At 66.2% G+C, this 25,288-nt stretch carries 26 protein-coding genes; 8 read left to right on the forward strand and 18 right to left on the reverse strand.

Translation table 11 applies throughout. The annotated features are described in order from the left end of the window. Window positions 1-38 precede the first annotated feature (38 nt). Both AC5Y2L_RS12220 and AC5Y2L_RS12225 read right to left on the reverse strand, forming a co-directional pair. On the reverse strand, window positions 39-533 hold the full coding sequence (locus AC5Y2L_RS12220) for a dihydrofolate reductase (RefSeq protein ID WP_499934721.1): 495 nt from the start codon (window positions 531-533) through the stop codon (window positions 39-41). Further along, window positions 530-1,330: a thymidylate synthase gene (locus AC5Y2L_RS12225; protein WP_499934722.1), complete on the reverse strand. Its 801-nt coding sequence runs from the start codon at window positions 1,328-1,330 to the stop codon at window positions 530-532. Before AC5Y2L_RS12225 ends, AC5Y2L_RS12220 begins: the two co-directional genes overlap by 4 nt. A 42-nt stretch (window positions 1,331-1,372) precedes the next feature. Here AC5Y2L_RS12225 and AC5Y2L_RS12230 point away from each other — a divergent pair, with 42 nt between their 5' ends. Further along, on the forward strand, window positions 1,373-2,110 hold the full coding sequence (locus AC5Y2L_RS12230; RefSeq protein ID WP_499934723.1) for a dienelactone hydrolase family protein: 738 nt from the start codon (window positions 1,373-1,375) through the stop codon (window positions 2,108-2,110). Between the two features lie 71 nt (window positions 2,111-2,181). Here AC5Y2L_RS12230 and AC5Y2L_RS12235 read toward each other — a convergent pair whose 3' ends face one another. Genes AC5Y2L_RS12235 through AC5Y2L_RS12245 form a run of 3 tightly spaced genes read right to left on the reverse strand, consistent with a single transcriptional unit; the run spans window position 2,182 to window position 5,254 of the window. Continuing rightward, window positions 2,182-3,273: an acyl-CoA dehydrogenase family protein gene (locus tag AC5Y2L_RS12235; RefSeq protein ID WP_499934725.1), complete on the reverse strand. Its 1,092-nt coding sequence runs from the start codon at window positions 3,271-3,273 to the stop codon at window positions 2,182-2,184. Window positions 3,274-3,278: 5 nt separating this feature from the next. Further along, window positions 3,279-4,475, reverse strand: a complete 1,197-nt coding sequence (locus AC5Y2L_RS12240) for an acyl-CoA dehydrogenase family protein (RefSeq protein ID WP_499934726.1) — start codon at window positions 4,473-4,475, stop codon at window positions 3,279-3,281. After that, window positions 4,472-5,254: an SDR family oxidoreductase gene (locus AC5Y2L_RS12245; RefSeq protein ID WP_499934728.1), complete on the reverse strand. Its 783-nt coding sequence runs from the start codon at window positions 5,252-5,254 to the stop codon at window positions 4,472-4,474. Before AC5Y2L_RS12245 ends, AC5Y2L_RS12240 begins: the two co-directional genes overlap by 4 nt. Before the next feature lie 110 nt (window positions 5,255-5,364). Between AC5Y2L_RS12245 and AC5Y2L_RS12250 the strand changes: the two genes are divergently transcribed. Then, complete coding sequence (locus AC5Y2L_RS12250; RefSeq protein ID WP_499934729.1) at window positions 5,365-5,694, forward strand: PE-PGRS family protein; 330 nt, start codon at window positions 5,365-5,367, stop codon at window positions 5,692-5,694. Window positions 5,695-5,697: 3 nt separating this feature from the next. Here the strand turns inward: AC5Y2L_RS12250 and AC5Y2L_RS12255 are convergent, their stop codons facing one another. From AC5Y2L_RS12255 to AC5Y2L_RS12270, 4 genes are all read right to left on the reverse strand, one after another. Next, the gene (locus tag AC5Y2L_RS12255) at window positions 5,698-8,922 is read right to left on the reverse strand and encodes an acetyl-CoA carboxylase family protein (protein WP_499934730.1); all 3,225 of its coding nucleotides are present in this window, start codon (window positions 8,920-8,922) and stop codon (window positions 5,698-5,700) included. Window positions 8,923-8,938: 16 nt separating this feature from the next. Further along, entirely contained in the window at window positions 8,939-10,084 is a 1,146-nt protein-coding gene (locus AC5Y2L_RS12260) for a PPE family protein (RefSeq protein WP_499934732.1), read from the reverse strand. A 30-nt stretch (window positions 10,085-10,114) separates the two neighbouring features. Beyond that, the gene (locus tag AC5Y2L_RS12265) at window positions 10,115-10,945 is read right to left on the reverse strand and encodes a PPE family protein, SVP subgroup (RefSeq protein WP_499934733.1); all 831 of its coding nucleotides are present in this window, start codon (window positions 10,943-10,945) and stop codon (window positions 10,115-10,117) included. Window positions 10,946-11,323: 378 nt separating this feature from the next. Beyond that, on the reverse strand, window positions 11,324-12,853 hold the full coding sequence (locus AC5Y2L_RS12270; RefSeq protein WP_499935028.1) for a class I adenylate-forming enzyme family protein: 1,530 nt from the start codon (window positions 12,851-12,853) through the stop codon (window positions 11,324-11,326). 56 nt (window positions 12,854-12,909) lie between these two features. Between AC5Y2L_RS12270 and AC5Y2L_RS12275 the strand changes: the two genes are divergently transcribed. After that, window positions 12,910-13,743 carry a thioesterase family protein gene (locus AC5Y2L_RS12275; RefSeq protein WP_499934735.1) on the forward strand — a complete coding sequence of 278 codons (834 nt, stop codon included), beginning with the start codon at window positions 12,910-12,912 and terminating at the stop codon, window positions 13,741-13,743. Here AC5Y2L_RS12275 and AC5Y2L_RS12280 read toward each other — a convergent pair. From AC5Y2L_RS12280 to dapB, 3 genes are read right to left on the reverse strand one after another with little or no spacing between them, the layout of a single operon-like run. Then, window positions 13,740-14,192 carry a flavodoxin family protein gene (locus tag AC5Y2L_RS12280; RefSeq protein WP_499934736.1) on the reverse strand — a complete coding sequence of 151 codons (453 nt, stop codon included), beginning with the start codon at window positions 14,190-14,192 and terminating at the stop codon, window positions 13,740-13,742. The genes AC5Y2L_RS12275 and AC5Y2L_RS12280 overlap by 4 nt on opposite strands. Next, on the reverse strand, window positions 14,189-14,644 hold the full coding sequence (locus tag AC5Y2L_RS12285; protein ID WP_499934737.1) for a tetratricopeptide repeat protein: 456 nt from the start codon (window positions 14,642-14,644) through the stop codon (window positions 14,189-14,191). Before AC5Y2L_RS12285 ends, AC5Y2L_RS12280 begins: the two co-directional genes overlap by 4 nt. Further along, entirely contained in the window at window positions 14,641-15,375 is a 735-nt protein-coding gene (dapB, locus tag AC5Y2L_RS12290) for a 4-hydroxy-tetrahydrodipicolinate reductase (protein ID WP_499934739.1), read from the reverse strand. Before dapB ends, AC5Y2L_RS12285 begins: the two co-directional genes overlap by 4 nt. A 152-nt stretch (window positions 15,376-15,527) precedes the next feature. Between dapB and AC5Y2L_RS12295 the strand changes: the two genes are divergently transcribed. From AC5Y2L_RS12295 to AC5Y2L_RS12305, 3 genes are all read left to right on the forward strand, one after another. Continuing rightward, window positions 15,528-15,764 carry a FitA-like ribbon-helix-helix domain-containing protein gene (locus AC5Y2L_RS12295; protein ID WP_499934740.1) on the forward strand — a complete coding sequence of 79 codons (237 nt, stop codon included), beginning with the start codon at window positions 15,528-15,530 and terminating at the stop codon, window positions 15,762-15,764. Further along, window positions 15,761-16,165: a type II toxin-antitoxin system VapC family toxin gene (locus AC5Y2L_RS12300; RefSeq protein ID WP_499934741.1), complete on the forward strand. Its 405-nt coding sequence runs from the start codon at window positions 15,761-15,763 to the stop codon at window positions 16,163-16,165. Before AC5Y2L_RS12295 ends, AC5Y2L_RS12300 begins: the two co-directional genes overlap by 4 nt. An 81-nt stretch (window positions 16,166-16,246) precedes the next feature. Next, window positions 16,247-16,480 (forward strand): hypothetical protein, encoded by a 234-nt coding sequence (locus AC5Y2L_RS12305; RefSeq protein WP_499934743.1) that lies wholly within the window; start codon window positions 16,247-16,249, stop codon window positions 16,478-16,480. Window positions 16,481-16,959: 479 nt separating this feature from the next. On the opposite strand, the gene AC5Y2L_RS12310 is transcribed toward AC5Y2L_RS12305, so the two are convergent. Together AC5Y2L_RS12310 and AC5Y2L_RS12315 are read right to left on the reverse strand one after the other, a co-directional pair. Then, window positions 16,960-18,048: an NAD(P)H-dependent amine dehydrogenase family protein gene (locus tag AC5Y2L_RS12310; RefSeq protein ID WP_499934744.1), complete on the reverse strand. Its 1,089-nt coding sequence runs from the start codon at window positions 18,046-18,048 to the stop codon at window positions 16,960-16,962. A 6-nt stretch (window positions 18,049-18,054) separates the two neighbouring features. After that, complete coding sequence (locus tag AC5Y2L_RS12315; RefSeq protein WP_499934745.1) at window positions 18,055-19,080, reverse strand: aromatic ring-hydroxylating dioxygenase subunit alpha; 1,026 nt, start codon at window positions 19,078-19,080, stop codon at window positions 18,055-18,057. 149 nt (window positions 19,081-19,229) lie between these two features. Here AC5Y2L_RS12315 and AC5Y2L_RS12320 point away from each other — a divergent pair, with 149 nt between their 5' ends. Both AC5Y2L_RS12320 and AC5Y2L_RS12325 read left to right on the forward strand, forming a co-directional pair. After that, on the forward strand, window positions 19,230-19,796 hold the full coding sequence (locus tag AC5Y2L_RS12320) for a TetR/AcrR family transcriptional regulator (protein WP_499935029.1): 567 nt from the start codon (window positions 19,230-19,232) through the stop codon (window positions 19,794-19,796). A 5-nt stretch (window positions 19,797-19,801) separates the two neighbouring features. Further along, the gene (locus AC5Y2L_RS12325) at window positions 19,802-20,932 is read left to right on the forward strand and encodes an epoxide hydrolase family protein (RefSeq protein ID WP_499934747.1); all 1,131 of its coding nucleotides are present in this window, start codon (window positions 19,802-19,804) and stop codon (window positions 20,930-20,932) included. Window positions 20,933-21,014: 82 nt separating this feature from the next. On the opposite strand, the gene AC5Y2L_RS12330 is transcribed toward AC5Y2L_RS12325, so the two are convergent. The 4 genes from AC5Y2L_RS12330 to AC5Y2L_RS12345 all read right to left on the reverse strand — a co-directional run bounded on the left by AC5Y2L_RS12330 (window position 21,015) and on the right by AC5Y2L_RS12345 (window position 25,279). Then, window positions 21,015-22,091 carry a PDR/VanB family oxidoreductase gene (locus tag AC5Y2L_RS12330; RefSeq protein ID WP_499934748.1) on the reverse strand — a complete coding sequence of 359 codons (1,077 nt, stop codon included), beginning with the start codon at window positions 22,089-22,091 and terminating at the stop codon, window positions 21,015-21,017. A gap of 4 nt (window positions 22,092-22,095) precedes the next feature. Continuing rightward, window positions 22,096-23,844, reverse strand: coding sequence for an SDR family oxidoreductase (locus tag AC5Y2L_RS12335; protein ID WP_499934749.1), 1,749 nt, complete (start codon window positions 23,842-23,844; stop codon window positions 22,096-22,098). A 3-nt stretch (window positions 23,845-23,847) separates the two neighbouring features. Continuing rightward, a complete protein-coding gene (locus tag AC5Y2L_RS12340; RefSeq protein ID WP_499934751.1) occupies window positions 23,848-24,756 on the reverse strand; it encodes a metal-dependent hydrolase in 909 nt (302 codons plus the stop codon). A 61-nt stretch (window positions 24,757-24,817) separates the two neighbouring features. Further along, entirely contained in the window at window positions 24,818-25,279 is a 462-nt protein-coding gene (locus AC5Y2L_RS12345) for an SRPBCC family protein (RefSeq protein ID WP_499934752.1), read from the reverse strand. Window positions 25,280-25,288 lie beyond the last annotated feature (9 nt).

Below are 25,288 nucleotides of genomic sequence, written 5' to 3' on the forward strand. Positions count from 1 at the left end.
GACCCCTGCCGAGTATGTCAGCTAATGCCCGGTGACGCTCATGCCCGGACGTAGCTGTGAAACCGGTAACGCAGACCCGAGCGACTGACCTGCCATTCGCCCGTCTCGCCCAGCCAGGTTTCGTCGAGCACCGGGGCCAGCGCGTCGTCGTCGTCGCGCGGCAGGTCGATGTCGACCTCGGTGACCTCGCAACGGCTGGCCAGTGGCAGTGCCAGCGCATAGATCTGTCCGCCACCGATCACCCAGTTCTGCGGCCCGGTCGCGCCGTTCGCCAAAGCCTCCTCTAGCGAACCGACCACCTCAGCTCCCGCAGTGGTGAAATCAGTCTGCCGACTCAGTACGACATTTCTGCGGCCGGGCAGTGGCCTGTTCCGGGCCGGCAGCGAGTCCCAGGTTAGGCGGCCCATGACCACGGTGTGACCAATGGTGAGTTGTTTGAAGCGAACCATGTCCTCTGGCACCCGCCACGGAATGTCGCCGCCGCGACCGATCACCCCGGACGTCGACTGCGCCCAGATCAGGCCAGTGCTCATACAGCGACGGGGGCTTTGATCGCCGGATGCGGATCGTAGTTCTTGACGACGACGTCGTCGTACGTGTAGTCGAAAATCGAATCCCTTTGCGCCAGAACAAGTTCGGGATACGGTCGCGGCTGCCGACCGAGCTGGATGCGAACCTGTTCGACGTGGTTGTCGTAGATATGGCAGTCGCCGCCCGTCCAGATGAACTCGCCGACATCCAGACCCGACTGGGCGGCCATCATGTGGGTCAGCAGGGCGTAACTGGCGATGTTGAACGGCACGCCCAGGAATAGGTCGGCACTGCGCTGGTAGAGCTGACAGCTCAATCGTCGATCCGCGACGTAGAACTGGAAGAACGCGTGACACGGCGGCAACGCCATTTGCGGGATTTCGCCGACATTCCAGGCCGACACGATGATGCGCCGAGAGTTCGGGTCGGTGCGCAGCAAATGCAGCGCGTTACTGATCTGGTCGATGTGCTCGCCCGACGGCGTCGGCCAGGATCGCCACTGCACGCCGTAGATTGGACCGAGATCGCCTGCGCTGCTTGCCCATTCGTCCCAGATGGTGACTCCGTGCTGGTGCAGCCAGTTGACGTTGGAGTCGCCACGCAGGAACCACAGCAACTCGTAGACTACCGATTTGAAATGCACCTTCTTGGTGGTGAGCAGCGGGAAGCCGGCCGTCAGGTCGTAGCGCAGCTGTTGGCCGAACAGGCTGCGGGTGCCGGTGCCGGTGCGGTCGGCTTTGGCCGTGCCCCGGTCGAGCACCAGGCGTAGCAGATCCTCGTACGGCGTCGCGATCGGCACGCGGCCAGCTTAGCCGCGATCATGGAGAGTAAAACGGAGGCCATGCCGAAAATCACCGACAGCATCAGCACTCCCGACGGTAGCTGTCCCGTCCAGCTCTTCACCCCCGAGGGTTCCGGCCCGTGGCCGGGCGTCGTCATGTATCCCGACGCCGGCGGCGCGCGAGAGACCTTCTTCCAGATGGCGGCCAAGCTGGCCGGGTTTGGTTATGCCGTGCTGCTGCCCGACGTGTACTACCGGCACGGCGACTGGGCCCCCATCGACATGTCCACGGCGTTCGGTGACCCCGCCGAGCGCAAGCGGCTGATGTCGATGATCGGCAGCATCACCCAGGACATGATGGCCAGCGACGCCGCCGCGTTCTTCGACTACCTGTCCGCCCGACCGGAGGTGTCCGGCGACCGCTTCGGCGTCTGCGGCTATTGCATGGGTGGGCGCATGTCGGTGGTGGTAGCGGGGCGCCAGCCGGATCGCGTCGCCGCTGCGGCGTCCTTCCACGGCGGCGGCCTGGTTACCGACTCCGCGGACAGTCCGCACCTGCTCGCCGACAAGATCGGTGCCACGGTTTACATCGGCGGCGCCGAGAACGACGCGTCGTTCACCGCCGATCACGCCGAGCAGCTCGACAAGGCGCTGACCGCGGCGGGTGTGCAGCACACCATCGAGTGGTATCAGGCCGCCCACGGGTTCGCGGTGCCTGACAACCCGCCCTACGACGAGGCGGCCGCCGAGCGGCATTGGGCCGCGATGGTCGAGACCTTCCGCGGGGCGCTGGGCTAGCACGCGTTGAGTCTGCGGTGAGGGCGCAGCCCACTCGCAAATCTTCTACCTGTCCGCAGAGTCAATCGCCGTCAGCGCACGCTCAAGTCGACCAATTCGGCGAGCCGGCTGCGGTGCCGGTAGGCGGTGCCGAACGCCAGCTGGTCGCTCTTGGCCCGCTTGAGGTACAGGTGCGCCGGATACTCCCACGTCATCCCGATGCCGCCGTGCAGCTGTACGCACTCCTCGGCGGCGTGCACCGCCACATCACTGCAATAAGCCTGCGCGAGGGCCGCCGCGATCGCCGCGTCCGCATCACCCCTCGCGGCGGTGTCGGCGGCGTAGCGTGCGGCAGCGGTTGCCGAGTTGAGCTCTATCCACAGGTCCGCCAGCCGATGTTTGATCGCCTGGTACGACCCGATGGTTCGGCCGAACTGCTTGCGCTCCTTCGTGTACGCGAGGGTGGTATCAAAACACCACTGCGCCACCCCGAGCTGCTCGGACGCCAACAAAGCCGCGGCGGTCTGGAGCGCTTCACCCACAGCCGTGCCGCTACCAACCCGCGACGACGCGACGGACGAAAAACGCACATCCGCAAGGGGCCTCGTCATGTCAAGCGCGAGCACCGGAGACACTTCGACGCCGGCCGCGTCGCGCGCGACGGTATGCAGCTCGAGTCCGTCCGCGCCCGCGACCGGCACCACCAACACGTCGGCTTCGCGCACGCCCGCGACGTTGCTGACCACGCCGGTCAGGCCGTCGGCGCCGGCGCTCACTTTCTCGACCCGATCGCCTGGCGCGGTGGAAAACGGCACCACCAGCGCGGCGGTCGTCGTGCCCTGGGCCAGCCCCGGCAAGGTTTCGGTGTCGCCGGCACCCTGCAAGGCGAGCGTGGCGAGCACGGCACTGGACAGGAACGGCACCGGCGCGACGGCCCGGCCGATCTCCTCCATGACGACCGCGGCTTCGCGGGCGCTCGCCCCAGCGCCGCCGAGCGACTCGGGCACCAACAGTCCCGCCACGCCCAACTCCGCGGCCAGCGTCCGCCACACCCCGGAAAAGTCCGGCGCAGCTTCCACGTCATAGGCCCGCGCCACCTCGTCGGATGGACACCGGTCGGCGAAGAGGTGACGGACGCTGTCGCGCAACGCCTCTTCGGTGTCCGAATACAGCAGATTGCTCAACGAACTCACCTCGGAAGGTCTTTGAAGGGCACGGTCTTGTCGACCCGATGCTCGCCGGGCAACCCCAGGATGCGTTCGGAGATGGTGTTGCGCAGGATCTCTGAGGTACCGCCCTCGATCGAGTTGCCGCGTGCCCGCAGATAGCGATACCCGGGCCCGCGACCGATCAGGTCGACGACTTCGGGCCTGCGCATGGTCCAGTCGTCGTAGCGCAGCCCGTCCTCGGCGTGCAGCTCGATCTCGAAACCCGAAATAGCTTGTGCCAGACGGGCAAACGCCACTTTCATGCCGGCGCCCTCGGGTCCGGGCTGACCGGCGGCGGCGCGCTGCCGCAGCTGCTCACTGCTGAGCCGGAGCACCTCCGCTTCCACCCATAAGCGCATCAGCTGGTCGTGCATGGCCGGGTTGCGCAGCTGCGGATCATTGCGCCACGCCGCGGCGACCTTGCCGATGTGGCCCCCTTCGCGCGGTACGCCGGAGCGGGCGCCGATCGCGACGCGTTCGTTGTTCAGCGTGGTGGTCGCGACCCGCCAGCCACCGCCCTCGGGGCCAAGCCGGTTGGCGTCGGGCACCCGGATGTCGGTGAGGAAAACCTCGTTGAATTCCGCCTCGCCGGTGATCTGACGCAGCGGACGGATGTCGATCCCGGGCTGGGTCATGTCGACCAAGAAGTACGTCAGCCCAACGTGTTTGGGCACGTTTGGGTCGGTACGCGCGACCAGGATCGCCATCTGCGCGTGCTGCGCCATCGACGTCCACACCTTCTGCCCGTTGACAATCCAGTCGTCACCGTCGCGCACGGCGCGGGTTGCGGCCGCGGCCAGGTCGGAGCCGGCTCCCGGCTCGCTGAACAGCTGGCAATAGACGTGTTCGCCAGTAAACAACGGGCGCAGAAACTTTCGCTTCTGTTCCTCGGTCCCGAACGCAGCGATCGTGGGTGCCGCCATGCCGAGCCCGATGATGTTGCGGCCACCGCCGGCAGGCGGGGCCCCGGCGGCGGCCAGCTCCGCGTCGATGAGTCCTTGATAGGTGTGCGGCAGGCCGAGCCCGCCGTTGCCGGGCGGAAAGTACACCCAGGCCAGGCCGGCATCGAAGCGTGCGCCGAGAAACTCGCGCGCATCGGTGGTCGACGGGTCGTGTTCCGTGAGCAGCGACTGCACGCGTTCGTTCAGGTCAGCCTCAACCTGGTCCGGGGCACTCATTGCGCGCTTCCCGGCTGCATCTGGAATCCCTGCGCGGGACCCAGCAGCAGGCCCCCGTCGATGACCATCGCCTCGCCAGTGATCCAGCTGGCCGCATCGGACACCAGGAACGCCACCGCCTGCGCCACGTCGACCGGCTCACCGATGCGGCCGAGCGCTATCGACGACGCCAGCGGATCCTCGTGGTCCTTCCACAGCGCCTCGGCGAGACGGGTGCGAACCACACCCGGACAGATGGCGTTGACCCTGACCCGTGGTGAGAGCTCCAGCGCCAACTGCTTGGTGACGTGGATCAGCGCGGCCTTGGTGGCGTTGTACATGCCCATGGCCGGCGACTGGTGCAGGCCCCCGATGGAGGCGGTGTTGACCACGGCACCGCCGTGCTCACCCATCCACGCCTTGACCACGAGCGAGGTCCACAGCAGCGGTGCCCACAGGTTGACGTCAAAGATCTTGCTGAAGCGCGCGTGGTCCTGGTCGATCAGCGGGCCGTAAGCCGGGTTGGTTCCGGCGTTGTTGACCAAGATGTGGACGCCCCCGAAGCGCTCGAGCGTGAGGTCGACACAGCGTCGCGCCGCCTCCTCGTCGACCGCGTGGGCACCCACGCCCACGGCACCCTGACCCACCTGTGCCGCTGCCGCGTCGGCGGCCTCCTGCTTACGGGCGGTCAGCACGACGTTCGCACCGGCCGCCGCCAGCTGTTGGGAGATCGCCAACCCGATTCCGCGCGAGGCGCCGGTGACGATCGCGGTGCGGCCGGTCAGATCCAGTGAGGTCATTCGGTATGCCTTCGTTCGAGGGTCGAGGCGGTTGCATCCGGTCTGTGACGGAATGTTTTGTCCCGGCGTGCACGTGGTATGCGGAAAGAATGTTAGCGAAATTAAACCTCATGAAACCACTGGTAGTGGCTGGGGCTGTCGCTGCAGCGATCGCGGCGGCGCCAGCGGCCTCCGCTGATGTTTTTGCGGCTGGACCTGCGATGACTGCCCCTGCCCCGACGCACGTCGTCTTCAAGGATGACCCCGGCGGCGGTGGCTGCGATGCCAACGGCAACTGCGGTTCCGGCGGCCAGAACGGCGGGCCGGGCGGCGGTCCGGGCGGCGGCGGCTGCGCACCTGGCATCGGCTGCGGCTCCGGCGGACAGAACGCCGGACCGGGCGGCGTCCCCGGCGGCAGCGGGTGCGTGCCGGGCATAGGCTGCGGCGGCGGCCACGCCTGACGCCTAACGTTCGAGCGACCGGCGAGCTCCCGGCAGCCTGGCAATCCAGGTCCGGGAGTCCGCCGGGTCGATGACGTCGTCGAGTTCGAAGGTGGTGGCTGACCGCAGCGCCTTGCCGTGCTGGTAGGCGGCCGCCACTAGACGCTCGAAAAGCTGTTGGCGCTCGACCGGGTCTGCTGCGGCGGCCAGTTCCTTGCTGAAGCCAAGCCGCACAGCGCCTTCCAGACCCATACCGCCGATCTCGCCGGTCGGCCATGCCACGGTGAACTGCGGCGCGCGGAAGGATCCGCCGGCCATGGCCATGGCGCCGAGCCCATAGCCCTTGCGCAAGATGATCATGCCCACGGGCACGGTCAACCGAGCGCCGAGGACGAACATGCGGCCGAACCGGCGCACGGCGGCTTCCTTTTCGGCGTCCGGACCGACCATGAAACCCGGTGTGTCGCACAGCGAGATCACCGGCAACTGAAACGACTCGCAGAGCGCCAGAAAGTCGCCGGCCTTGTCCGCCGCTTCGGCGTCGATTGCGCCCCCGAGGTGGTGACTGCTGTTGGCGATCAGTCCGTATGGCAGCCCTTCGACACGGACCAGGGCGGTGACGATGCCGACTCCGTAGTCAGCGCGCAGCTCCAGCACGGACCCGACGTCGACGATGGACTCGATCGCTCGGCGTACGTCGTAGGCGCGTAACCGGTTCTCCGGCACCACATGTCGGGCCAGCCGCGGATCGGGTGCCGTCCAATCGGCCACAGCGCCCTGGAAGTAGGACAAGTACTGCTTGGCCAGCGCGACGGCATGCGCCTCGTCGCGGGCGACCAGGCTTACCACGCCGTTGCGGCGCTGCACCTCGATCGGCCCGATCGCCTCGGGTGGGTAAACCCCGAGCCCGCCGCCCTCGATCATCGCAGGCCCGCCCATCCCGATGTTGGCGTCCGGGGTCGCGATGATCACGTCGCAAACCCCGGCCAACGCGGCGTTACCGGCGAAACACCGGCCCGACACGATCGAAACCAGCGGCACTTGACCACTGAGCCCGGCCAGCATCCGAAACGTCGGCACGTCGAGTCCGGCCATCCCGCCGACGTCGGTATCGCCGGGCCGGCCCCCGCCACCTTCGGCGAACAGCACCACCGGCAAGCGTTTACGGGCGGCCAGATCGAAGAGACGATCGGTCTTGGCGTGGTTGCGCATGCCCTGGGTCCCGGCCAGCACGGTGTAGTCGTAGGAGACCACGACCGCCTCGGCCGCCGCCCGCCCGAAACGGTCCGCGCCGATCGTGGCCAGGCCCGCGACCAGTCCGTCGGCCGGGGTGTTGGCGATCAAGTCCTCCTCCGAGCGCCGGCTGCGCTGAGCGGCGATGGCGAGCGCACCGTACTCCACGAAGCTACCGGGATCGATCAGGTCGGCGATGTTCTCCCGCGCGGTGCGCCGCCCTTGCTGGTGCCGCTTGGCGACGGCCGCTTCCCGGCCCTCGTCCAGGGTGAGCAGGTGGCGTTGCCGGACCTCATCGAGGTCGCCCCGAGTGCGATCCAGATCGACTGCGGCAGGCCGTGATTCGCCGTCTGCATTCCCGCCGGTGCGGGCGAAGACCACCAACGGGTCACCGGTTCCGACCACCTGTCGGGGTGCCACCAGATTCCGCACGGTACGCAGTAAGTCCGGGGCAACCAGCACGTGCTGCATCTTCATCGCTTCCAGCACAACCATTTGCGCGCCGGCACCGAATTCGGCTCCTTCGGCCGGAATCTCGACGACCGTCCCGGCCAACTGCGCCCGCAACACCTCCTCACCGGGATACAGTTCGACGGCGGTGACCCGCGCGTCGTGCTGATGAGACAGCGCCGCGGCCGTCAGCTGCGGAAGCTTCTCGTCGAGGAAGCTGGTGGGCACGTCACCCGATTGAATCAGACTGTCGGACAACAGCTCTCGCAGGAACGCAATATTGGTGGCGATGCCCTCGATGGTGAACTCGGCCAGCGCGGTACCCGCCTTGCGCACCGCGGCCGGAAAATCCGAACTGCGGGTATGGGTGATCACCTTGGCCAGCAACGAGTCGTAGCGCGGGCTGGGGGTCAGCCCGGGACGCCCGAAGGTGTCGACGCGTACCCCCGGTCCGCTCGGCGGGGTGAACACCGTCAGCGTGCCCGACACCGGGACGACGGAGCCGTCGGCTCCGATGGTCTCCATGTTGACCCGAGTCTGAATCGCGACTCCTCGTCGTGCCGCCGGCTCGCCGATGACTTCGCTTCCGTCCGAGGCGATTCCGGCAGGCAGCCGTAGCTGGTAGTAGGACGCCCCACCGGCGATGGCCAGCTGGACAGCCACCAGGTCAACGCCGGTGACCTCCTCGGTGACGGTGTGCTCCACCTGGATTCGCGGGTTCACCTCCAGGAAGACGAACTTCTCGCCGGTGACCAGGAATTCGACGGTGGCAAGCCCATGCAACTGCACGCTGGCGCACAGCCGGGCCGCGGCCTGGTGCAGGTTTCGCCGCAGCGTATCCGAAAGCCCTTGCGCCGGCGCGATTTCGACGAGCTTCTGATAACGGCGCTGGATGCTGCAGTCGCGATCGCCCAGAGCCAGCGCATGCGTTTGCGAACCGGCGGGTGCGGCGACGATCTGCACTTCGATGTGGCGCGCGGCGCCCAGATGCGCCTCGGCGAACACCGCCGGATCGCCGAAGCCGAGTTGTGCCTCCGCCGCGCACTGCCGATATGCGTTGTCGATCTGCTCGACGCTGTCCACCTTGCGCATGCCGCGACCGCCGCCGCCGGCGAGCGCCTTGATCATGATCGGTCCGTCGTGGGCCGCGAAGAACTCGCGGACGTCATCGAGGCTGCTGGGCCCTTCGGTCGCGGCCAGCACCGGCAGCCCGGCGGCAATCGCGACTTTACGGGCCGCGGACTTGTTGCCGACCGTTTCCAGCGCCTCGGCACCCGGCCCCACGAAGCCCACACCGGCGGCCGCGCAGGCCCGCGCGAACCCGGCGTTTTCGCTGAGGAACCCGTAACCGGGATGGATCAGTTCGGCGGCGGACTCCTTGGCCGCAGCCAAAATCGCGGCCTGGTCGAGATAATCGGGTACGCCGATCGCTTCGTCCGCCGCATGCACATGGGGGCTGTCGGCGTCGTCCTCGGCGTACACCGCGACCGTCTGCATGCCGAGTTCCGTTGCAGTGCGGATGATTCGGAGCGCGATCTCCCCACGGTTGGCGATCAGCAACGTCATAGGCGCACCTCGGAAATCAGACGACTACCAGCTTGGGCATGACGACGGGCTTGACCCCGTACCGCGGCCCAGCGTAAGCACCGGAGCCCTTGGAGGCTATCGCCATTCCCGGCGCGCCGGCGATCGCGGCGTCCTCCTCGGGCACGGCCCAGCCGCTCCCCTCCAGAGCGCTGGCACCGGCCGTCGCCGGCGAGGTAGCCGGGGCGGCAGCGGACCACGCGGCTGGCACTGAAAGGCCACCGACCGAGGACGCCGTGCCCATACCTGCGAGCGTCGCTGCTCCACCGAGCCCGGCGGGCGCCACGGTATTGGCCATTGCAGCCGCCGCGGCGGCACCCGGAATCGCCCCGGCGGCTGCGCCGGCCGCCGGCATCGTGTTCAGCGTGTGGCCCAGGAATATCCCGGAGACGATGCCGGCGGTGGTAAACCAGGCGCCGGTGTTGACTCCGCCGTTAATGGCGTCCTGCACCAGCCCGGAGACGTCCGGCGCGGCAGCCGCAGCCGCGGTGACCGGCGAGGCGAGGCTCCGGACTGTGCCGGGCACGTTGCCGACCAAGTTGTTCAGCCCCACTTGCTGAACGGAACTCGAGGCTCCGGCTTGGCTGACCGCGGCGGCTTGGCCGACGATGCCGGCCGGGTTGGTCGGCTGCGCCGGCGATGTCAACGGCATCAACTTTCCAGCGACCGCCGAGGCCGCGGCATAGCCGTACATGGCCAACGCGTCCTGCGCCCACATTTCGCCATACTGCGCCTCGGTGGCCGCAATGGCTGGAGTGTTCTGTCCCAGCACGTTGGTGGCGACCAGCTGTGCCAGCAGAATCCTGTTCGCAGCCACCTCGGCGGGCGGAACCGTCATCGCGAACGCCGTCTCGAAGGCGGCCGCCGACGCGGTTGCCTGCGAGCCCGCCAGTGCAGCGGATTCCGCGGTGTAGGTGAACCAGGCCACGAACGGCTGCGCCGCGGCGACCATCGACAGCGACGCGGGGCCCATCCACTGCTCGGCGGTGAGTTGCGTGATCACCGATTCGAAGGAGGTGGCTGTGGTGCTGAGCTCGGCCGCCAAGCTGTTCCATGCCGCCGCGGCAGCCATCATCGGCGCTGCACCCGCGCCGGCGTACATGCGTGCGGAGTTGATCTCAGGGGGTAATGCTCCGAAATCCATTGGTGTCTCGTTTCTTTGGGTTGAAGTTGCTCAGACTGCCGTCGGTTTCGGCATGACGATCGGCTTGACGCCGTAGCGCGGCGCCCCGAAGCCGGCACTATTGCGGCCGATAGCGGCGTACCCCGGCATCCCGGGAAGAAGTGTCGCCGAGGTGGCTGGCGGCGCAGCGGCGGTCCAGCCCGCGCTCGGCGATACGCCAGTGGGCGACACTTGCGATACCAAAGTGGCCGATCCGGCCCAGCTAGGCGGCGCCGAAAGGGCACCGAGTGCAGTTGCCCCACCCATGCTGGCGGAGACCACACCCACACCGGCGAGCGGCGCCTCGCCGAGTCCGGCCGTCGCCGCCGATTCCAGGCTTGCGCTGTCCAAGCCCAGCAATGCGGCTCCGGCGGGGCCGCCTTGGTCGGCGGGCACCAGCAGGCCCCCGTTTGCCAAGCCGAGGAAGTTCGACGCCGCCGAGCCCCAGTTGCCGGCGCCGACGTCCAGGATGTCGGCGATATCGAGCCCCGGCGGATCTGCCGCGGCCGCGGGCAGCGCCGCGGCACCCACCGACGACAGTGGCGAAGCCGCCGCCGACGCGTTGGCGGCCTCGGTGGCCTCGTACGTGCCAGCGCTGGTTTGCAGCGTGCTGACGAAGCCGTCGTACATGGTCGTCGCTTCACCGCTGACCTGCTGATACAACGTGCCGTACGCGCTGAATAGGGACGCCTGCAAGAGGGATACCTCGTCCGCGGCCGCGGGCATGATGCCCGTGGTGGGGGCAGCCGCGGCCGCGTTCTGGGCGGCGAAGGCCGAGCCGATCACGCCGAGCTTTCCGGCAGCAGCGGCCAGCTCCTCGGGCTGTGCAGTCAGAAACGACATCTGTGCTCCTCTCGGTGTGACGTGTGGTTTTGACGAAGACAGGTCATCCGTACCCGCAATTGACGGCGCCAATGTGAGAATTCGTTAACAGATTCGTAACGTGCGCGTCGGTGTAGACGACTGACATACAGATCGCGCGTGGCCGTACGTCGCCGCCGACGTGTCGAGACTGCGGTCAGAGCGACCAAACCGGCAGCGACGTAGCCCTGGATGCAGGCTCGGCGCCGCCACCGCAGGCTCGGCGCCAGGCGCAGGGCCGTCGTCGCAGCGGCTGGTCGGCTGCGTAAACCCCGTTGGTGTCAACGCCGAGATCGACGCTGGCGCGACACCTACTTTTCCGCGCTACCGTCGATCTCGGTCCGACTCACGAAACTTCTGTCAGCGCAGCGCCGGACCCCATTGCACCTGCTCGCGCAGCTTGCCCTTGAGCAGCTTGCCGCCCGCGTTGCGCGGCAACGCATCGTCCACCACGGTGACGTATTGCGGGACCTTGAAATCGGCAAGCTGTGCGCGGCAGTGCTCGATCACCGCGGTCACGTCGATCTGCTCGGTTCCGCCGAACAGCACCGCGCCGACCTTCTCCCCCATCACCTCGTCCGGAACCGCCAGGACGCAGGCGTCCGCAACACCGGGAGCAGCGAGCAGCACCGCCTCGACCTCGACGCTGGCCACGTTTTCCCCGCCTCGGTTGATGATGTCCTTGAGCCGGTCGACGATGTGCACCCGACCCGCATCGTCGACGCGGACCACATCGCCGGTGTGCAACCAGCCGTCGACGATCGTCGCCGCCGTGGCCTCCGGCCGGTTCCAGTAGCCCGCGGTGACATTGGCTCCGCGCGTCACCAATTCGCCTACCAGTTCACCAGAACCGTCATTGAGCGGGATGACGCCCAGATCGACCGACGGCACTGCGTATCCGACGGAGTCGGCATGCTCGACGGCGTCTTCGTCGGGCAGCGCGGTCATCAACGAGGCGGTTTCGGTCATGCCGTATCCGTTGAACACCGTGGCTTGCGGAAACGCGTTCTTGACCGAACGCACCAGCGAAGGTGCGATGGGCGCGCCGCCGTAGCCCACCCAGCGGACCCCGGATACGTCTGCCGCGGGGAAGTCTTTGTGCCGCAACAACAATGAGTAGATGGCCGGAACGGTCACCATCAGCGAGATACGCTCTGCGCTCAGCGTGGCAATCAGTTGGTCGAGGTTGAGCGCGGGCATGATCACCGACGCGCCGCCGAGCCGAGTAGCCGCCAAAAGCTGTGAGTTGCAACCGGTCACGTGGAACAGCGGCACCGAGATGAGCGTGCGCAGCGCGTCACCGATATCCCTGGGCTGTCGAAGGCACCGGACCGCGTTCTCGGTATTGGTCACGAACGCTTCGTGGGTGGTGGGCACACCCTTGGGGTGCCCGGTAGTACCCGAGGTGTAGAACAGCGCTGCTATATCGGTGCGGGTGAGTCGTTCGGATACGTACGGTTCACCGTCTGGCAGAGGTGTGCCGGCAGCCAGGTCCACCTGAGCTCCGGCGTCGGACAGCACGAAATCCACTTCCGGTTGAGCCGAGCGCGTATTGACCGCCACCGCAATGCCGCCGGCCATCACCGTGCCCCAGAACGCCAGCACCCAATCGAGCCCCGCCGGATAGCGCACCGCAACGCGGTCGCCCGGTTTCAGTCCTTCCGCACGCAAGCCACCCGCAACTCGCGACGCGCGGTCCCATAGCTGCCGGTATGTCAGCCGGCCCGCTCCGAGCTCTACCACCGCTTCGCTGTCCGGACGCCGGTCAACCTGCTCGGCAAGCATGTCCAGCAACGTGGCCGGGACGTCGTCGTAGTGCGGAATGGCGTCGGCGTCGCGGGACACACCCGTCACCGGGAACGGGTTGCCGCGTCGGGAAATCTCGGTCAAAGGGGCAATCGGAGGCATGCCCGCACCTCGCTCCTCGGTGTCCTATCGTCGTAGCGGTGACGATCGAAGATTCCGCCATCATGCCCGAGGCGTTCTTCGCTGTCGACGGCGACTCGTATCTGCCGAGCGAGATGACGCGGGGGCCCTGGGGCGTCGGAATGGGCGGTCAGGTCGTCGGCGGTCTATTGGGTTGGGGAATCGAGCGAACCGGCGTGGACCCTGACTTTCAGCCGGCTCGCCTGACGGTCGATTTGTTACGGCCGGCCTTGATGGAACCGGTCCAGATTCAGACTTCCGTGCAGCGCGAAGGCCGGCGCGTCAAGCTGGTCGACGGTGTCCTGGTGCAAAGCGGAAAGACCGTCGCGCGTGCCAGTGCGCTCTTTCTGCGACGAGGCGAGCATCCTGACGGGCAGGTCTGGTCCGCCTCGGTCGAGATGCCGCCACTACCAACGAACTCCGACGGATTCCCCCCGGACATGCCCTTCCTCATTTGGGGGTACGGGAACACCTCGGACGGCAGCCCCGGTATCGCCGCCGGCGAATGGGAGCAGTCGCACTCGCAGAAGTTCGCGTGGACTCGGCTGTTTCGCCCGATGGTGCAGGGGTTTCCGTTGACGCCTTTCACTCGGCTGGCATTCGTCGGCGATATCACCAGTTCGCTAACCCATTGGGGCACAGGCGGGTTGCGTTACATCAACGCCGACTACACCGTCACCGCCAGTCGGCTTCCGGATGGCGAATACATCGGGCTTGCGGCCCAAAGTCATTACGGCGCGGCCGGGGTGGCCACGGGCAGCGCGACCGTGTTCGACCGGCACGGCCCGATCGGCACCAGCTCGGCGCTCGCGCTGGCTCAACCCGCCGAGGCCTTCCAACCGTCGTCTGGCTAATCCATCAACTGGGCGGCGACCGTCGCACCTAGTTCCCAGCAGGCTTGCAGGTCGTCTTTAGTCGGCTTGCCCGAAACCAGGACGTACTCAGCAGCTTTCACCCAACCCAGGCCAGTTGTGATGGCGCTGACGCCGCGCTCGGCGCCCTCGGTGCCTTGGTTGCCGTGCAGGTACAAGCCGAACGGGCGACCGCGGGTGCTGTCCAAACACGGGTAGTAGCACACGTCGAACGCATGCTTGAGGGCACCGCTCATGTAACCCAGGTTGGCGGGACTGCCCAGCAGATAGCCGTCGGCCTCGAGCATGTCGCTAGGCGATACCGTCAGCGCCGGTCGGCGTATGACCTCCACGGCCTCGATCTCGGGGTCGGTCGCACCGGACAGGACCGCCTCGAACATTTCCTGCATATGCGGCGACGGCGTGTGATGGACGATCAGCAGCTTGCTCATCGGCTGGCCTCTAGCTGGACGGCCTTCTTCATCGCCTCGCGGGCGCGACGGCGGTCCCCGGCGTAGTCGTACGCGCGGGCGAGCCGGTACCAGCGCCGCCAGTCGTCGGGATCGCCTTCTACCTCGCTGCGCACCGAGGCGAAAAGCGCGTCGGCGGCGTCTCTTTGGATACGTCCCGACGGCCGCCGCGGCAGCTCGCTGGCGTCGAGTTCCAGTCCGTCTTCGGCAATAAGCCGGGCCAGCTTCTGGTGGGTGAAACCGGCCCGCAGCGTGGCGATCATCGCCCATAACCCGATGACGGGCATGACGAGTAACGCCAATCCCAGGCCGACGGCGGCCGCGCGACCCGATTCGATCAGTGCGATCGCGATGCGGGCGAGCAGGACGAAGTACACCAGCATCGCCACGCATAGGAAGGCGATGAGCAACTGGATGCGAACAGTTGTGTTCATTGCAGGTTGAGCAGGGGCTCGATGCCAACCGTGAGGCCGGGCCGTTCCCTGATGCGACGCACCGCCAGCAGCACGCCCGGCACGAACGATGTGCGGTCCAGGCTGTCGTGGCGGATGGTCAGCGTCTCCCCTGCCGTCCCGAACAGCACTTCCTGGTGGGCGACCAATCCGGCCAGCCGCACCGAATGCACCGGGATACCGTCGACGTCGGCGCCACGGGCCCCGGGCAGGCTCGCGCTGGTGGCATCTGGGTTGGGCGGCAACCCTTTTCGGGCTTCGGCGATCAGCTTCGCGGTGCGCGCGGCAGTGCCGGACGGCGCGTCGGCCTTCTGCGGATGATGCAACTCGATGACCTCGGCTGAGTCGAAGAAGGGAGCGGCCTGCTTGGCGAAATGCATGGACAACACCGCCCCGATCGCGAAGTTCGGCGCGATCAGCACCGAGGTGTCCTTGTCGGCCAGCCACGATTCCACCTGCTCCAGACGTTCGGCGGTGAACCCAGTGGTACCGACGACGGCATGAATTCCGTTGTCTATCAAGAATTCCAGGTTGCCCATCACCACGTCTGGGTGGGTGAAGTCGATGACGACCTCGGTGTCGTTGTCGGTCAGCAAGCTCAGCGGATCCCCGAGGTCAACCTCCGCGGAGAGCGTCAGATCGTCTGCGGCCTGCACGGCCGACACCATCGTCGCCCCGACTTTCCCTTTGGCACCCAGCACGCCCACTCGCATTGCTGCAGCCTACTGCGGGTGCTTGTCGCGCGAACGTGCGCGGCACTCGTACGTCGTCCCTCGTGATGGTGGAGATCGCGCGGTTATGTGCTATCCACGGACCATCCGGCCGAGGCGCACATGCGCATGGCATGCGCATGTATGCTGGAGTCATGGCTGTGGCGATTCAAATAAAAGACGTCCCCGAAGAAGTCCGCGACGCCATCGCCGCACGCGCCGCGGCTCGAGGCCAGTCCACCCAGGTCTATTTGCGCTCACTTCTCGAGCGTGAGTTCCGTGCCGAACAGAACCGGCACATCTTCGAGAGCATGGCGGGGCACCGCAGTCTCGACATGCGCGTCGAAGAGGTCGTGTCGGAAGTTCGGCGCGGCCGCGAGGGCGACGATTGATCGTCGTCGACGCGAATGTGGTGTTGATGGCACTGGTCAGTTCCACAGCCGCGGGTGAGTCCGCAAGGGCCGCAATGCTCGCCGACGATGCGTGGGTCGCTCCAGCACATATGCCGATGGAGGTGCTGCGCACCTTGCACAAAGCCGTCCTCCGTGACCGCCTGACCGCCGCTGACGCCGACGCCGCGTTCCAGGCACTTATCACCATGCAGATTGACTATGTGGAAACAGATGTCGTTCTGCTGCAAGCGATTTGGGCAATGCGCCACAACATCTCGGCTTACGACGCCGTCTACCTTGCCGTAGCCGCCATCTACAACGCTCCGCTTGTCACGTTCGACGCCCGGTTAGCGAGGGCGGCCGAACAGGCCGAACCCGATATTCGGGTTGATCTGCTCTGACGACCGTGCCGCGCGCTGCCGACCGGTAGTCCGGCGTTGGCGACTGGCACCGCGCGCTCGGATGCGGTTAACGTACGACTCGTGGCCAATCTCGAGGAAACTGGCAGCGCGCTGGAAACCCTTCGCGACTTTCGCAACGCCGCAGTGGCCAGTTTCAACGCGCTTCGCGAGGACTTGAGGGATCTACGCACTCACGTTGACGAGCGCTTTGTGCGCGTGGACGACGGGTTTACTGAGATGCGAGGCAAACTAGACGCGACGGCCGCAGGCCAGCGGCAGATCGTCGACCTGATCCAAACCATCATCGATAGGTAAGGCGTCGGCCACCCTCTCGCGTGGACGTTGTCAATCGAGACCACCCCGTTGTCACAGGTCTTGGCAGCTAACCTCCGTGGTTCAATTACGCGGATGAACAACCCTCAGCCGTGGTGGCTCACATGGCCACCCGAAGAAGTGGCGGCGGCGATCCTGCCGCTGTTTTCATATTCTCCTTACGTGTATGAGAACACGATGACCGAAGGAATCCTCGGATGGTGCAGGACAGGCCAGTATCATCACCGCGTCTCTAGCTTTTTTATCAGCGGCAACGAATCGCGCAGGTTTCAAGACCCCGATTTTCGCGCGATCGCCGAGGCAATACAGGTTCTCGAACACGCGCGCTTGCTCATGCAAATCCCAGGGAGGGAGTACGCCGTCGAAATCGGATTAACCCGGCTGGGTATGCACGTACTCCAAACCAACACCGTGCGCGAACATCTCGGACTCGCCGACACCCCACCAACTGACGCCGCCGGTCAGGTTTTGAACCGCCCCGCGAACCCTCGCAACGGCAAATCAGCGCTGGTGATGAGCCCGGGACGCGCCGCGACAACCGACTTGATCGAGTGCAGCGCCGGCATCCCGGTGACCGTCATACCGATGGAGGCAAAGTTGTCCGGATTGGACAAGTCGATGCCGGGCTTCGGCAAGATCATGTGCTTGTTGTAGACGCACGGGTCGCCCTTGATCCGAGTGATGTAGCAGCCCTTGATGTTCCAGTTCGGATCGGTGTGCGGGGTCATCTGCCATTCCAGGTGCGTCTCGACCCGCGGAACCCCGTCGACCATGCCCTGGTACTTGATGTAGTTGCCGCCCAGTGACCCCTTGGGCAGGGTGTACCAGCCCAAATCGACGTCCTTGGTGCACGCACCCAGCTGGTAGCTGAACTTGACCTCGTCGAGCATCAGATCGAAGCAGTCGGCCATCATCAGCACGCTGTCGGCGAACACGCGGGTGTACTTCTCCAGCTTGGCCGGAATTTCCGGATCGTCGACGGGCTGCCCGTAGCCCACCTCGATCCAGGTTTCCTTGGAGTGATGGCACGACACGTCGACGGACTCGATGGTGGTGATGTTCTCGATCTCGGCGACGTCGGCGGAGCACACCACGCCGAGGATTTGGTTCAGGCCGGGGTTCATTCCGGTCCCGTAGAACGTGGCACCCCCCTTCTCGCACGCCTCGGCCAGCAGCTGGGTCACCGGCTTGCCCGACGGGTGCGGGTGGTTCTTGTCGCGGTGCCAGCCGGTGATCCAGTCCGCAGTGGTGACGATATTGATCCCCGCCTCAAGGACTTTGACGTAGAGATCCTCGTCGGGAAAAACGCCGTGGAAGGTGAGCACATCGGGTCGGGCCGCGATGATTTCCTCGACGCTGCCGGTGGCCTTCACCCCGTTTGGGCCCAGACCAACCAGCTCGCCCACATCCCGACCGATCTTTTCCGGCGAATAGCAATGCACGCCAACGAGTTCCAGGTCGGGATAGGCGGCGATCCGCTTGATCATCTCCGAGCCGACATTGCCCGTGGCTACCTGAAAGACACGAACGGGACGAGTGGGTGCGGTCATTGAAGTTCAGCCTTTCCGGGATGCTGCATATACTTCGGCGGCGCTGCCACCGATGCCGTCGGGATAGAACTGCTTGGCCCACTTGCGAATTGCAGTGAAGCCTTGGTACTCGTCGGGGGCCAGGGCGGGCGGGTCGGAGTAGCGCTGGTGCTGCCAGATGTGGACGTCCTGCTCGAACTGCCGGATCACTTCTCGCCCGAACTCCTGCGCCCTGAGCTCTGCCCGGGCCGGATCCTTGGCGGACGTCCGGCCGATGTACACCATGAACCGGACGTCGGAGGTGGACTCGTCGACCGGAGTGATTGCGGAGATGGTGCGGTTGTCAACCATCCCCCAGCTCTTGGTCACCGCGATGCCCAAGCCCCCGTTGATCGCCTCGACGCCGCTGTTGACGTCCTCGATCTTCTGGCCGTCGTCCCCTTCGAAGGTGATGGTGAAGTCGACGAAGGACACCGGCTCATCGAAGTCGTGGCGGGTGAACACCGGCACGATCGGCGTGTTGTGCACGTACTTGAAGTGCGCGAAGTCCACACCGTTCTCCAACACGTACTGCGGGTGCATCTCCAGGCCCTGCCGGTACAACCGCTGCTGCGGGTAGTAGTCCGCCGCTGTGCTGTCGTCGCCGAAACTGGCGAACACGTCCGGCGCATCGAAGAACGGCTCACGCCCGCTGACGTCGTGCCAGATGTAGACCGACTCGTTGCGTTCCACAACCGGATAGGTGCGGATGCGCCGGCCGCGATTGGGCCGGTCCTGGTACGGGATGCAGACGTTGCGGCCCTGCTGGTTCCACTGCCAGCCGTGGAACGGGCACTGCAATACCTCGCCGACGACCTTGCCCCCGTAACCCAGATGCGCGCCGAGGTGCTCGCAGTAGGCATTCATCACCGTGAGCTGGCCGGATTCCGCCCGCCAGGCGACCATCTCCTGGTCGAAGTACTTCATCGTGTGCACGTCACCCGCGTCGATCTCGTCCGACCACGCGACCTGGAACCACCCGGTCGGTTTCATCGACAACGGCGGTTTAGCCATCGAATCCTCCTTGGCAGATTCGTAATCAAAGTACCCTCTATGAAAAAGTATGTCGAGACCTTAGGATCAACGACGTGAGTGGGCGGGCTGCCGGGGCCGATGTCGAAGGTCGGCGTCCCAACCGGCGCGGCAACGCGACTCGTGAGAGCATGCTCGAGGCCGCGCTGCGATCGCTGGCCTCCGGCGAGCCAGGCTCGGTGTCAGCCAACCGCATCGCCAAGGACATCGGCGCCACCTGGGGCGCGGTGCAGTACCAGTTCGGCGACACCGACGGTTTCTGGGCTGCGGTGCTGCACCGCACGGCGGAGCGGCGTGCCGCGACGTTCTCGACGCTGTCGACCCCGGTCCGGCCGGACGCGCCCCTGCGGGAGCGGGTCGGCGCGATCATCGAAACGCTGTATCACGGCCTGGCATCGCCAGATTCACGCGCCATCGAAAACCTGCGCGCCGCGCTCCCCCGGGATCCCGCCGAGCTGGAACGCCTCTACCCGCGTACCGCCGCAGAGTTGTTCTCCTGGGGCAAAAGCTGGCTGGAAACCTGTCAGAGCGCCTTTGCCGGTCTCGATGTCGACCCGGGCCGGGTGCGCGAGGTGGCCGCCCTGATCCCGGGCGCGATGCGCGGTTTGGTGTCCGAACGCCAACTGGGTTCGTATGCCGATCTCGACATGGCGAGGCGAGGGCTGACCAACGCCCTGGCCGCCTACTTGGAAGGGTGACGTACATGGAACCGCTGATTCTCGATGTGCCCGAAGCCCAAATCAGCGATCTTCGCCAACGGCTCAGCAACGCCCGCTGGCCCGCCGAAATCGTCGGTGCGGGTTGGGATTACGGCACCGACCAGTCGTTCCTGCGCAGCGTCGTCGACCATTGGGTTAACCGCTACGACTGGCGTGGCGTCGAGGCGGAGGTCAACGCGATCGGCTCGTTCGTCACCGAAGCGGCCGGACAGCGGGTGCACTTCCTGCACGCACGCTCGGAGGATCAAGGCGCACTCCCTCTTGTCATTACGCACGGCTGGCCGGGCTCGATCGTCGAGTTCCTCGACGCACTACCGATGCTGCGGCAGAGGTTCCACGTTGTCGTCGTATCGATGCCCGGCTACGGCTTTTCCGGCACGACGAGCGAACGGGGCGTCGACGTCGCCCGTATCGCCGCGGCGGTCGCCGACGTGATGGCCCAGCTCGGCTATGAGCGCTACATCGCACAGGGCGGCGATTGGGGCGCGCTTGTCACGCGCCACCTCGGCGAGCATTACGCCCCCACCGTGGCCGCGATTCACAGCAATATGTTGTTCGCACCGCCCGATCAGTCCGACGCCGAACTGCTGGCCAGCGTCTCCGAATCGGAACTCGCCGCCCTCGCGTCCAGCGCGGAACGCATCCAAGATGGCACCGCGTACATGGAACTACAGTCCACGCGCCCCCATTCGCTGGGTTTCGGCTTGGAGGACTCGCCGCTGGGCCTGGCCGGCTGGATACTCGAGAAATTCCATGCCTGGTGTGACATCAGGGAGGGCATGCCCATTTCCACCGATCGGCTCGTCGACAACCTGATGTTCTATTGGCTGACCAGCACCGCGACCTCGGCGGCGCGGCTGTACTGCGAATCGAAGCGCGCAGGCACCGGCGTGCTCAGCGAATGGACCGGCAGGGTTGACTTGCCCACCGGATACGCGGTCTACCCCTATGAGTTGATGCAGACCCCGCGCGCCTGGGCGGTCGCGCGATATAACTTGGTGCACTATGCGATTCAGGACCGCGGCGGACACTTCGCGGCTTTCGAGCAGCCCGCCGCCTTCGCCGCGGATCTCGGGAACTTCGCCGATGTGCTGATAGAACAGCAGGTGTTCTAGGCGTCTCGCCGAACGTGGGCGTTATGCACGAAAAGCGCTCAAATCCCGTACATATCCCCCACGTTCGACGCGGCCCATGCCACTAGGCGTCGATGACCACCCGGTCCGATTTCGCCCGGGACACACAAACCAGCATCTCGTCGTCACCGACGACGCCTCGGCCCCGGTGATCGACTTGTCCGGCAAGCACTTTGACTTTGCAGGTTCCACAGAAGCCCTGCTGGCATGAGTACGGAGTCGTCGGGTCCTGGTCGAGCATGACGTCGAGTGCGGTCCGGTTGGCCGGGACATTGAGCACCCGTTGCGACCGGGCCAGTTCCAACTCGAACGGAACTCCGTCGACCACCGGCGGCGGGCTGAACCGCTCGTAATGCAGTGGCGCATCGGAGTGTTCGTCGCGGGCCACCCGAACCGCCTCCAGCATGGCACTGGGCCCACAGACGTAGACAGCCGTCGCCGGGCCGGCCTCGGCCAGCAGGTCATCAACGGCGGGCACGCAACCATGCTCGTCGTCGGCCCATACGGTGACCCGGTCCGGCGCCACCGAGACGACCTCGTCCAGGAATGGCATGTATTCCCGGCTGCGGCCGGCATAGATTGCGCGCCAATCGGTTCCGTATTGGTGGGCGACCCGGATCATCGGCAGGATAGCCGTCACGCCGATGCCGCCGATCACGAACAGCACATCGCGTTCGGTCGTGCCGAGATAGAAGGCGTTGCGCGGACCTTCGAAGGTCAGGGTGTCGCCCGGCCGGTACACGTCGTGCATCTCGATCGAACCGCCACCGCCGTCGGCGATCCGACGGACGGCGATGCGGTAGTCCGTGCGCCGACCGGGTGGACCGCACAGGGAGTACTGACGGCGCCGTCCCGACGGCAGCTGGACGTCGATGTGTCCGCCGGGCGTCCAGGACGGCAGCAACCCTCCGTCGGGGTCGGCCAGTGTCAATGCGACCACGTCGGGTGCGACGAGTTCGCGCCGGGTGACCACCGCAAATTGGGTGCGGCGCACGGGGACCACCCGCGCCGGTGACCAGCGCGACGCTGCGGCAAAGCCGCCGAACACCGTGCGTACGGCCCACAGAGCGGTGGCGAAGCGGTCACGGTCGCGGCGACCGTAGAGGTCGGCCGGCCTGCTATCCCAAATGCTGTTCGACACCGTCTCACTTCTGCCGCAGATCGAAGCGCGCGAACAGTCGAAGCGCCGACGGGCTGATGCGACGCAGTGCGTAGCCGATGCGGGACTCCGCGGCCACCGGCAGGACCGCCGGACCGGTCCGGACGGCCTTGACGATCGCCTTGGCGGTGGCCTCCGGGGTGAAGTTGCGACGCCGGTAGGCAGCGTCCGCCTTCTGCCGGGCACGCTCCTGCTGTTCTGCCGTCATTCCCGCGTAGACAGTGCTTTTGGCGATGTTGGTGTTGACGAAGCCGGGGCACACGGCTGTCACGGTGATGCCCTCGTCGGCCAGATCTGCGCGCAAGGCTTCGCTGAAGGCGAGCACCGCAGCCTTCGTCGTGCTATAGGCGACCATCGATTTCGACGGCATAAATGCTGCGGCCGACGCGATGTTGATGATCGTTCCGCCCTCGCCGCGATCGGCCATCTGCTCGCCGAACGCCCTGCTGCCGGCGATGACGCCGCGGACATTGACGCCGATGATGGTATCCCAGTGCGCCGACGTGGTCTCCAGGAATCGCCCGGCCATCCCGATACCGGCGTTGTTCACCAGGATGTCGACCACCCCGTGTTCTGAGAGAACTTGTGCCGCAAGGTCGTTCATCGCGGCTTCATCGCTGACGTCGACCTGGTATACCGCCGCCTCGGCACCCGCCGCACGAACCGCGTCCGCGGTTTCCTTGGCTGCCACCGCGTCGAGGTCCACGATCACCACCTTGCGCGCGCCCTGACGGGCCAGCTCGACCGCGGTGGCCCGCCCGATACCCGCGCCCGCGCCGGTGACCAAAGCGAGTTTGCCGCGCACCTCGCGTGGGCCGGGCCGCACCCCGGTCTCGCCGTCAGCACCGGCACCGGTGGCCCGGTCTACCCATTCGGCGGTCAGCCGGGCGATGACGTCGGGACGTGACGTCACCACCCAATGTCCGCCTTCGATCGTAATGACCCTGCTGCCCTGCGGAATTGAGCCGGTGAACCGCTGCAGCGCGGGGGTGACGAATACGTCCTTGCGCGGTATCAGCACTTGGACCGGCATGGTGGTTTGCGGCAGCGGCGACCCGGGTGACACGATCGGCGCGGGCATGTTTGCCCGGTACAGGGCCAGCCCGTTGACATAGTCGCCGATCGAGCGGGGCGGCACATACCGTCGGCCGCGGGTGCTGGACTGGCCGATACGTTCAAGGGCGCCAAAGACTTTCACGCCTAACCCGGAGCGAAACACCAACTCCGGCAGTCCCGGGCAAAGGAAGAAGCCGATATAACACGAGCCCACAAGCTGTTTGGCGACATCGGCGAGAGCCCGCGCAGAGCGGGCCGACCGCAGGAACCGGCCCGCGTAGCGGAGATGCGGACCCGAGATCGAGGTGAAGGAGGCCACCGTGTCGGTGAACGCGTCGTCGGTGATGGCGGGCCAGGTGGCAATCGAGCCCCAGTCGTGAGCCAGCAGGTGCACCTTGCCGACGCCCAGGCTGTCGATCACCGTGCCGGTGTCGGACATCAGCTGGTCGAAACGATATCCGGAACGTCTTGGTGGGCAGGATGATTCGCCGGCGCCCCGAACATCGTAGGCCACGAAGTTATAGCGGTCGACGAGTTCGTCGGCCACCCCGTCCCACACATGGTGGTTATCGGGCCAGCCGTGAATGGCGAGGATGGTCGGACGGTGCGGGTCGATTTCGCCGTACCGGAATACGGCCAGGGTGACCCCGTCGGACGCAATGACGTTGGTGCTGGCCACAGTTCAGTGCGATGCCCGGGCGGCGGGTGAGACAGCCAGATAGTCGACCGCCAGGTCGAGGCCGCCCAGCTGCGAGGGGTGAAAACCCGGCTTGTAGTAGTCGCCGACGACGCGTGCCAAGCGCAGCGGTCCGGGCACCAATCCGCGGCGCGCGGCCCTGAGGTAGTCGCGCCAGCGCGGCTTGCTGCCCGGCGGCAGCAGCGGATCCACCGAGTACATGAACCGCACTCCGCGGATCCACAACAGCAACATCACCGGCGTCACCGCCAGCTGGGCGCGTACCTGCCGCCAGTACCCGGCCCGCAGGTGCTTCATGGTGTCGAAGGCGACGGCCTTGTGTTCGACCTCTTCAGCGCCGTGCCACCGCAGCATGTCCAGCATCACCGGGTCGGCGCCGACGGCGTCGAGCTCCGGGGAATCGAGGATCCACTCACCCAGCACGGCGGTGTAATGCTCGATCGCCGAGATGAACGAGACCTGTTCCAGCAGCCAACTGTGCTGTCGCCGCGTGCTGCGCCGGGGTTTCTCACCGAGCAACCGCTCGAACAGCCACCTGACCTGGCTGGTGAACGGGGTCAGGTCGACGCCCTGGGCGGCGAAATGGGCGAGCACGCCGGAGTGGGCCTGGGAATGCATCGCCTCTTGACCGATGAACCCCTGCACGTCCAGTCGCAGCTGGTCGTCCTTGATCAGCGGCAGCGCCTTCTTGAAGACCTCGACGAAAAACTCCTCGCCGGCGGGCAGCAGCAGATGCAGGACGTTGAGGACATGAGTGGCCAGCGGCTCGTCGGGCACATAGTGAAACGGCAGGTTTGCCCAGTCGAACTTGACATCGCGTGCCTCGAGGACCAGGCGCTCGTGATCGAGGAACGCGTCGTGCGGACCGACTGCCTGGTCGTCAACGGTAATCATCGCTGGCCCCCTCAAATCTGGTCAGTATAGATGCCCCGCGCGATCACGCATGGTCTTCGAACTACCCGGCTTCCGCACGTTGCTTGAGGCGCTGCAGGGTCAGCTGGATGTGTTCGGCGTTGGCTGCGGCGCGGTCTTTGACACCGGTGCCTATGTGGGCGACCTTGCGAAACCAGCCGGGCCGGCGGTCCCAGGTGCTCTCGGTGACCTGGCAACCGCCGTCGGTCGCGGCGATGTCGTATTGCCAACGGGCGATCGGTAGCACGGTATAGCGCACGTCGAACGCGAAGCGGCGGCCCGGTTCGGCGTCGGTCACGGTGCACGTCGTCGTCCAGCGCTTGTCACCGTTTTGGTTGTGGCCGACGAACACCGTCCCCAGGCTGAGGGAATCGCCCTTGCGTAACTCCATCGACACCGCCTCTTCGGCCAGCGAGGCCAGTGTCGGCAGGTCGGTGATCAGCCGGTACACCTCGTCGGGACTGCGGTCGATCTGGACGGTCGCCGAAGCGGATGGCTCACTCATTCGGCGATC

It is taken from the genome of Mycobacterium sp. NGS66 (assembly GCF_059812225.1).

Coding starts and splice junctions, on each gene's coding strand:
- AC5Y2L_RS12260 (WP_499934732.1), bottom strand. CDS start 10,084: ATGGATTTCGGAGCATTACCCCCTGAGATCAACTCCGCACGCATGTAC.
- AC5Y2L_RS12340 (WP_499934751.1), bottom strand. CDS start 24,756: ATGATTACCGTTGACGACCAGGCAGTCGGTCCGCACGACGCGTTCCTC.
- AC5Y2L_RS12265 (WP_499934733.1), bottom strand. CDS start 10,945: ATGTCGTTTCTGACTGCACAGCCCGAGGAGCTGGCCGCTGCTGCCGGA.
- AC5Y2L_RS12220 (WP_499934721.1), bottom strand. CDS start 533: ATGAGCACTGGCCTGATCTGGGCGCAGTCGACGTCCGGGGTGATCGGT.
- AC5Y2L_RS12315 (WP_499934745.1), bottom strand. CDS start 19,080: ATGGCTAAACCGCCGTTGTCGATGAAACCGACCGGGTGGTTCCAGGTC.
- dapB (WP_499934739.1), bottom strand. CDS start 15,375: ATGCGAGTGGGCGTGCTGGGTGCCAAAGGGAAAGTCGGGGCGACGATG.
- AC5Y2L_RS12295 (WP_499934740.1), top strand. CDS start 15,528: ATGGCTGTGGCGATTCAAATAAAAGACGTCCCCGAAGAAGTCCGCGAC.
- AC5Y2L_RS12325 (WP_499934747.1), top strand. CDS start 19,802: ATGGAACCGCTGATTCTCGATGTGCCCGAAGCCCAAATCAGCGATCTT.
- AC5Y2L_RS12245 (WP_499934728.1), bottom strand. CDS start 5,254: ATGACCTCACTGGATCTGACCGGCCGCACCGCGATCGTCACCGGCGCC.
- AC5Y2L_RS12345 (WP_499934752.1), bottom strand. CDS start 25,279: ATGAGTGAGCCATCCGCTTCGGCGACCGTCCAGATCGACCGCAGTCCC.
- AC5Y2L_RS12240 (WP_499934726.1), bottom strand. CDS start 4,475: ATGAGTGCCCCGGACCAGGTTGAGGCTGACCTGAACGAACGCGTGCAG.
- AC5Y2L_RS12285 (WP_499934737.1), bottom strand. CDS start 14,644: ATGAACACAACTGTTCGCATCCAGTTGCTCATCGCCTTCCTATGCGTG.
- AC5Y2L_RS12310 (WP_499934744.1), bottom strand. CDS start 18,048: ATGACCGCACCCACTCGTCCCGTTCGTGTCTTTCAGGTAGCCACGGGC.
- AC5Y2L_RS12255 (WP_499934730.1), bottom strand. CDS start 8,922: ATGACGTTGCTGATCGCCAACCGTGGGGAGATCGCGCTCCGAATCATC.
- AC5Y2L_RS12250 (WP_499934729.1), top strand. CDS start 5,365: ATGAAACCACTGGTAGTGGCTGGGGCTGTCGCTGCAGCGATCGCGGCG.
- AC5Y2L_RS12320 (WP_499935029.1), top strand. CDS start 19,230: ATGCTCGAGGCCGCGCTGCGATCGCTGGCCTCCGGCGAGCCAGGCTCG.
- AC5Y2L_RS12280 (WP_499934736.1), bottom strand. CDS start 14,192: ATGAGCAAGCTGCTGATCGTCCATCACACGCCGTCGCCGCATATGCAG.
- AC5Y2L_RS12230 (WP_499934723.1), top strand. CDS start 1,373: ATGCCGAAAATCACCGACAGCATCAGCACTCCCGACGGTAGCTGTCCC.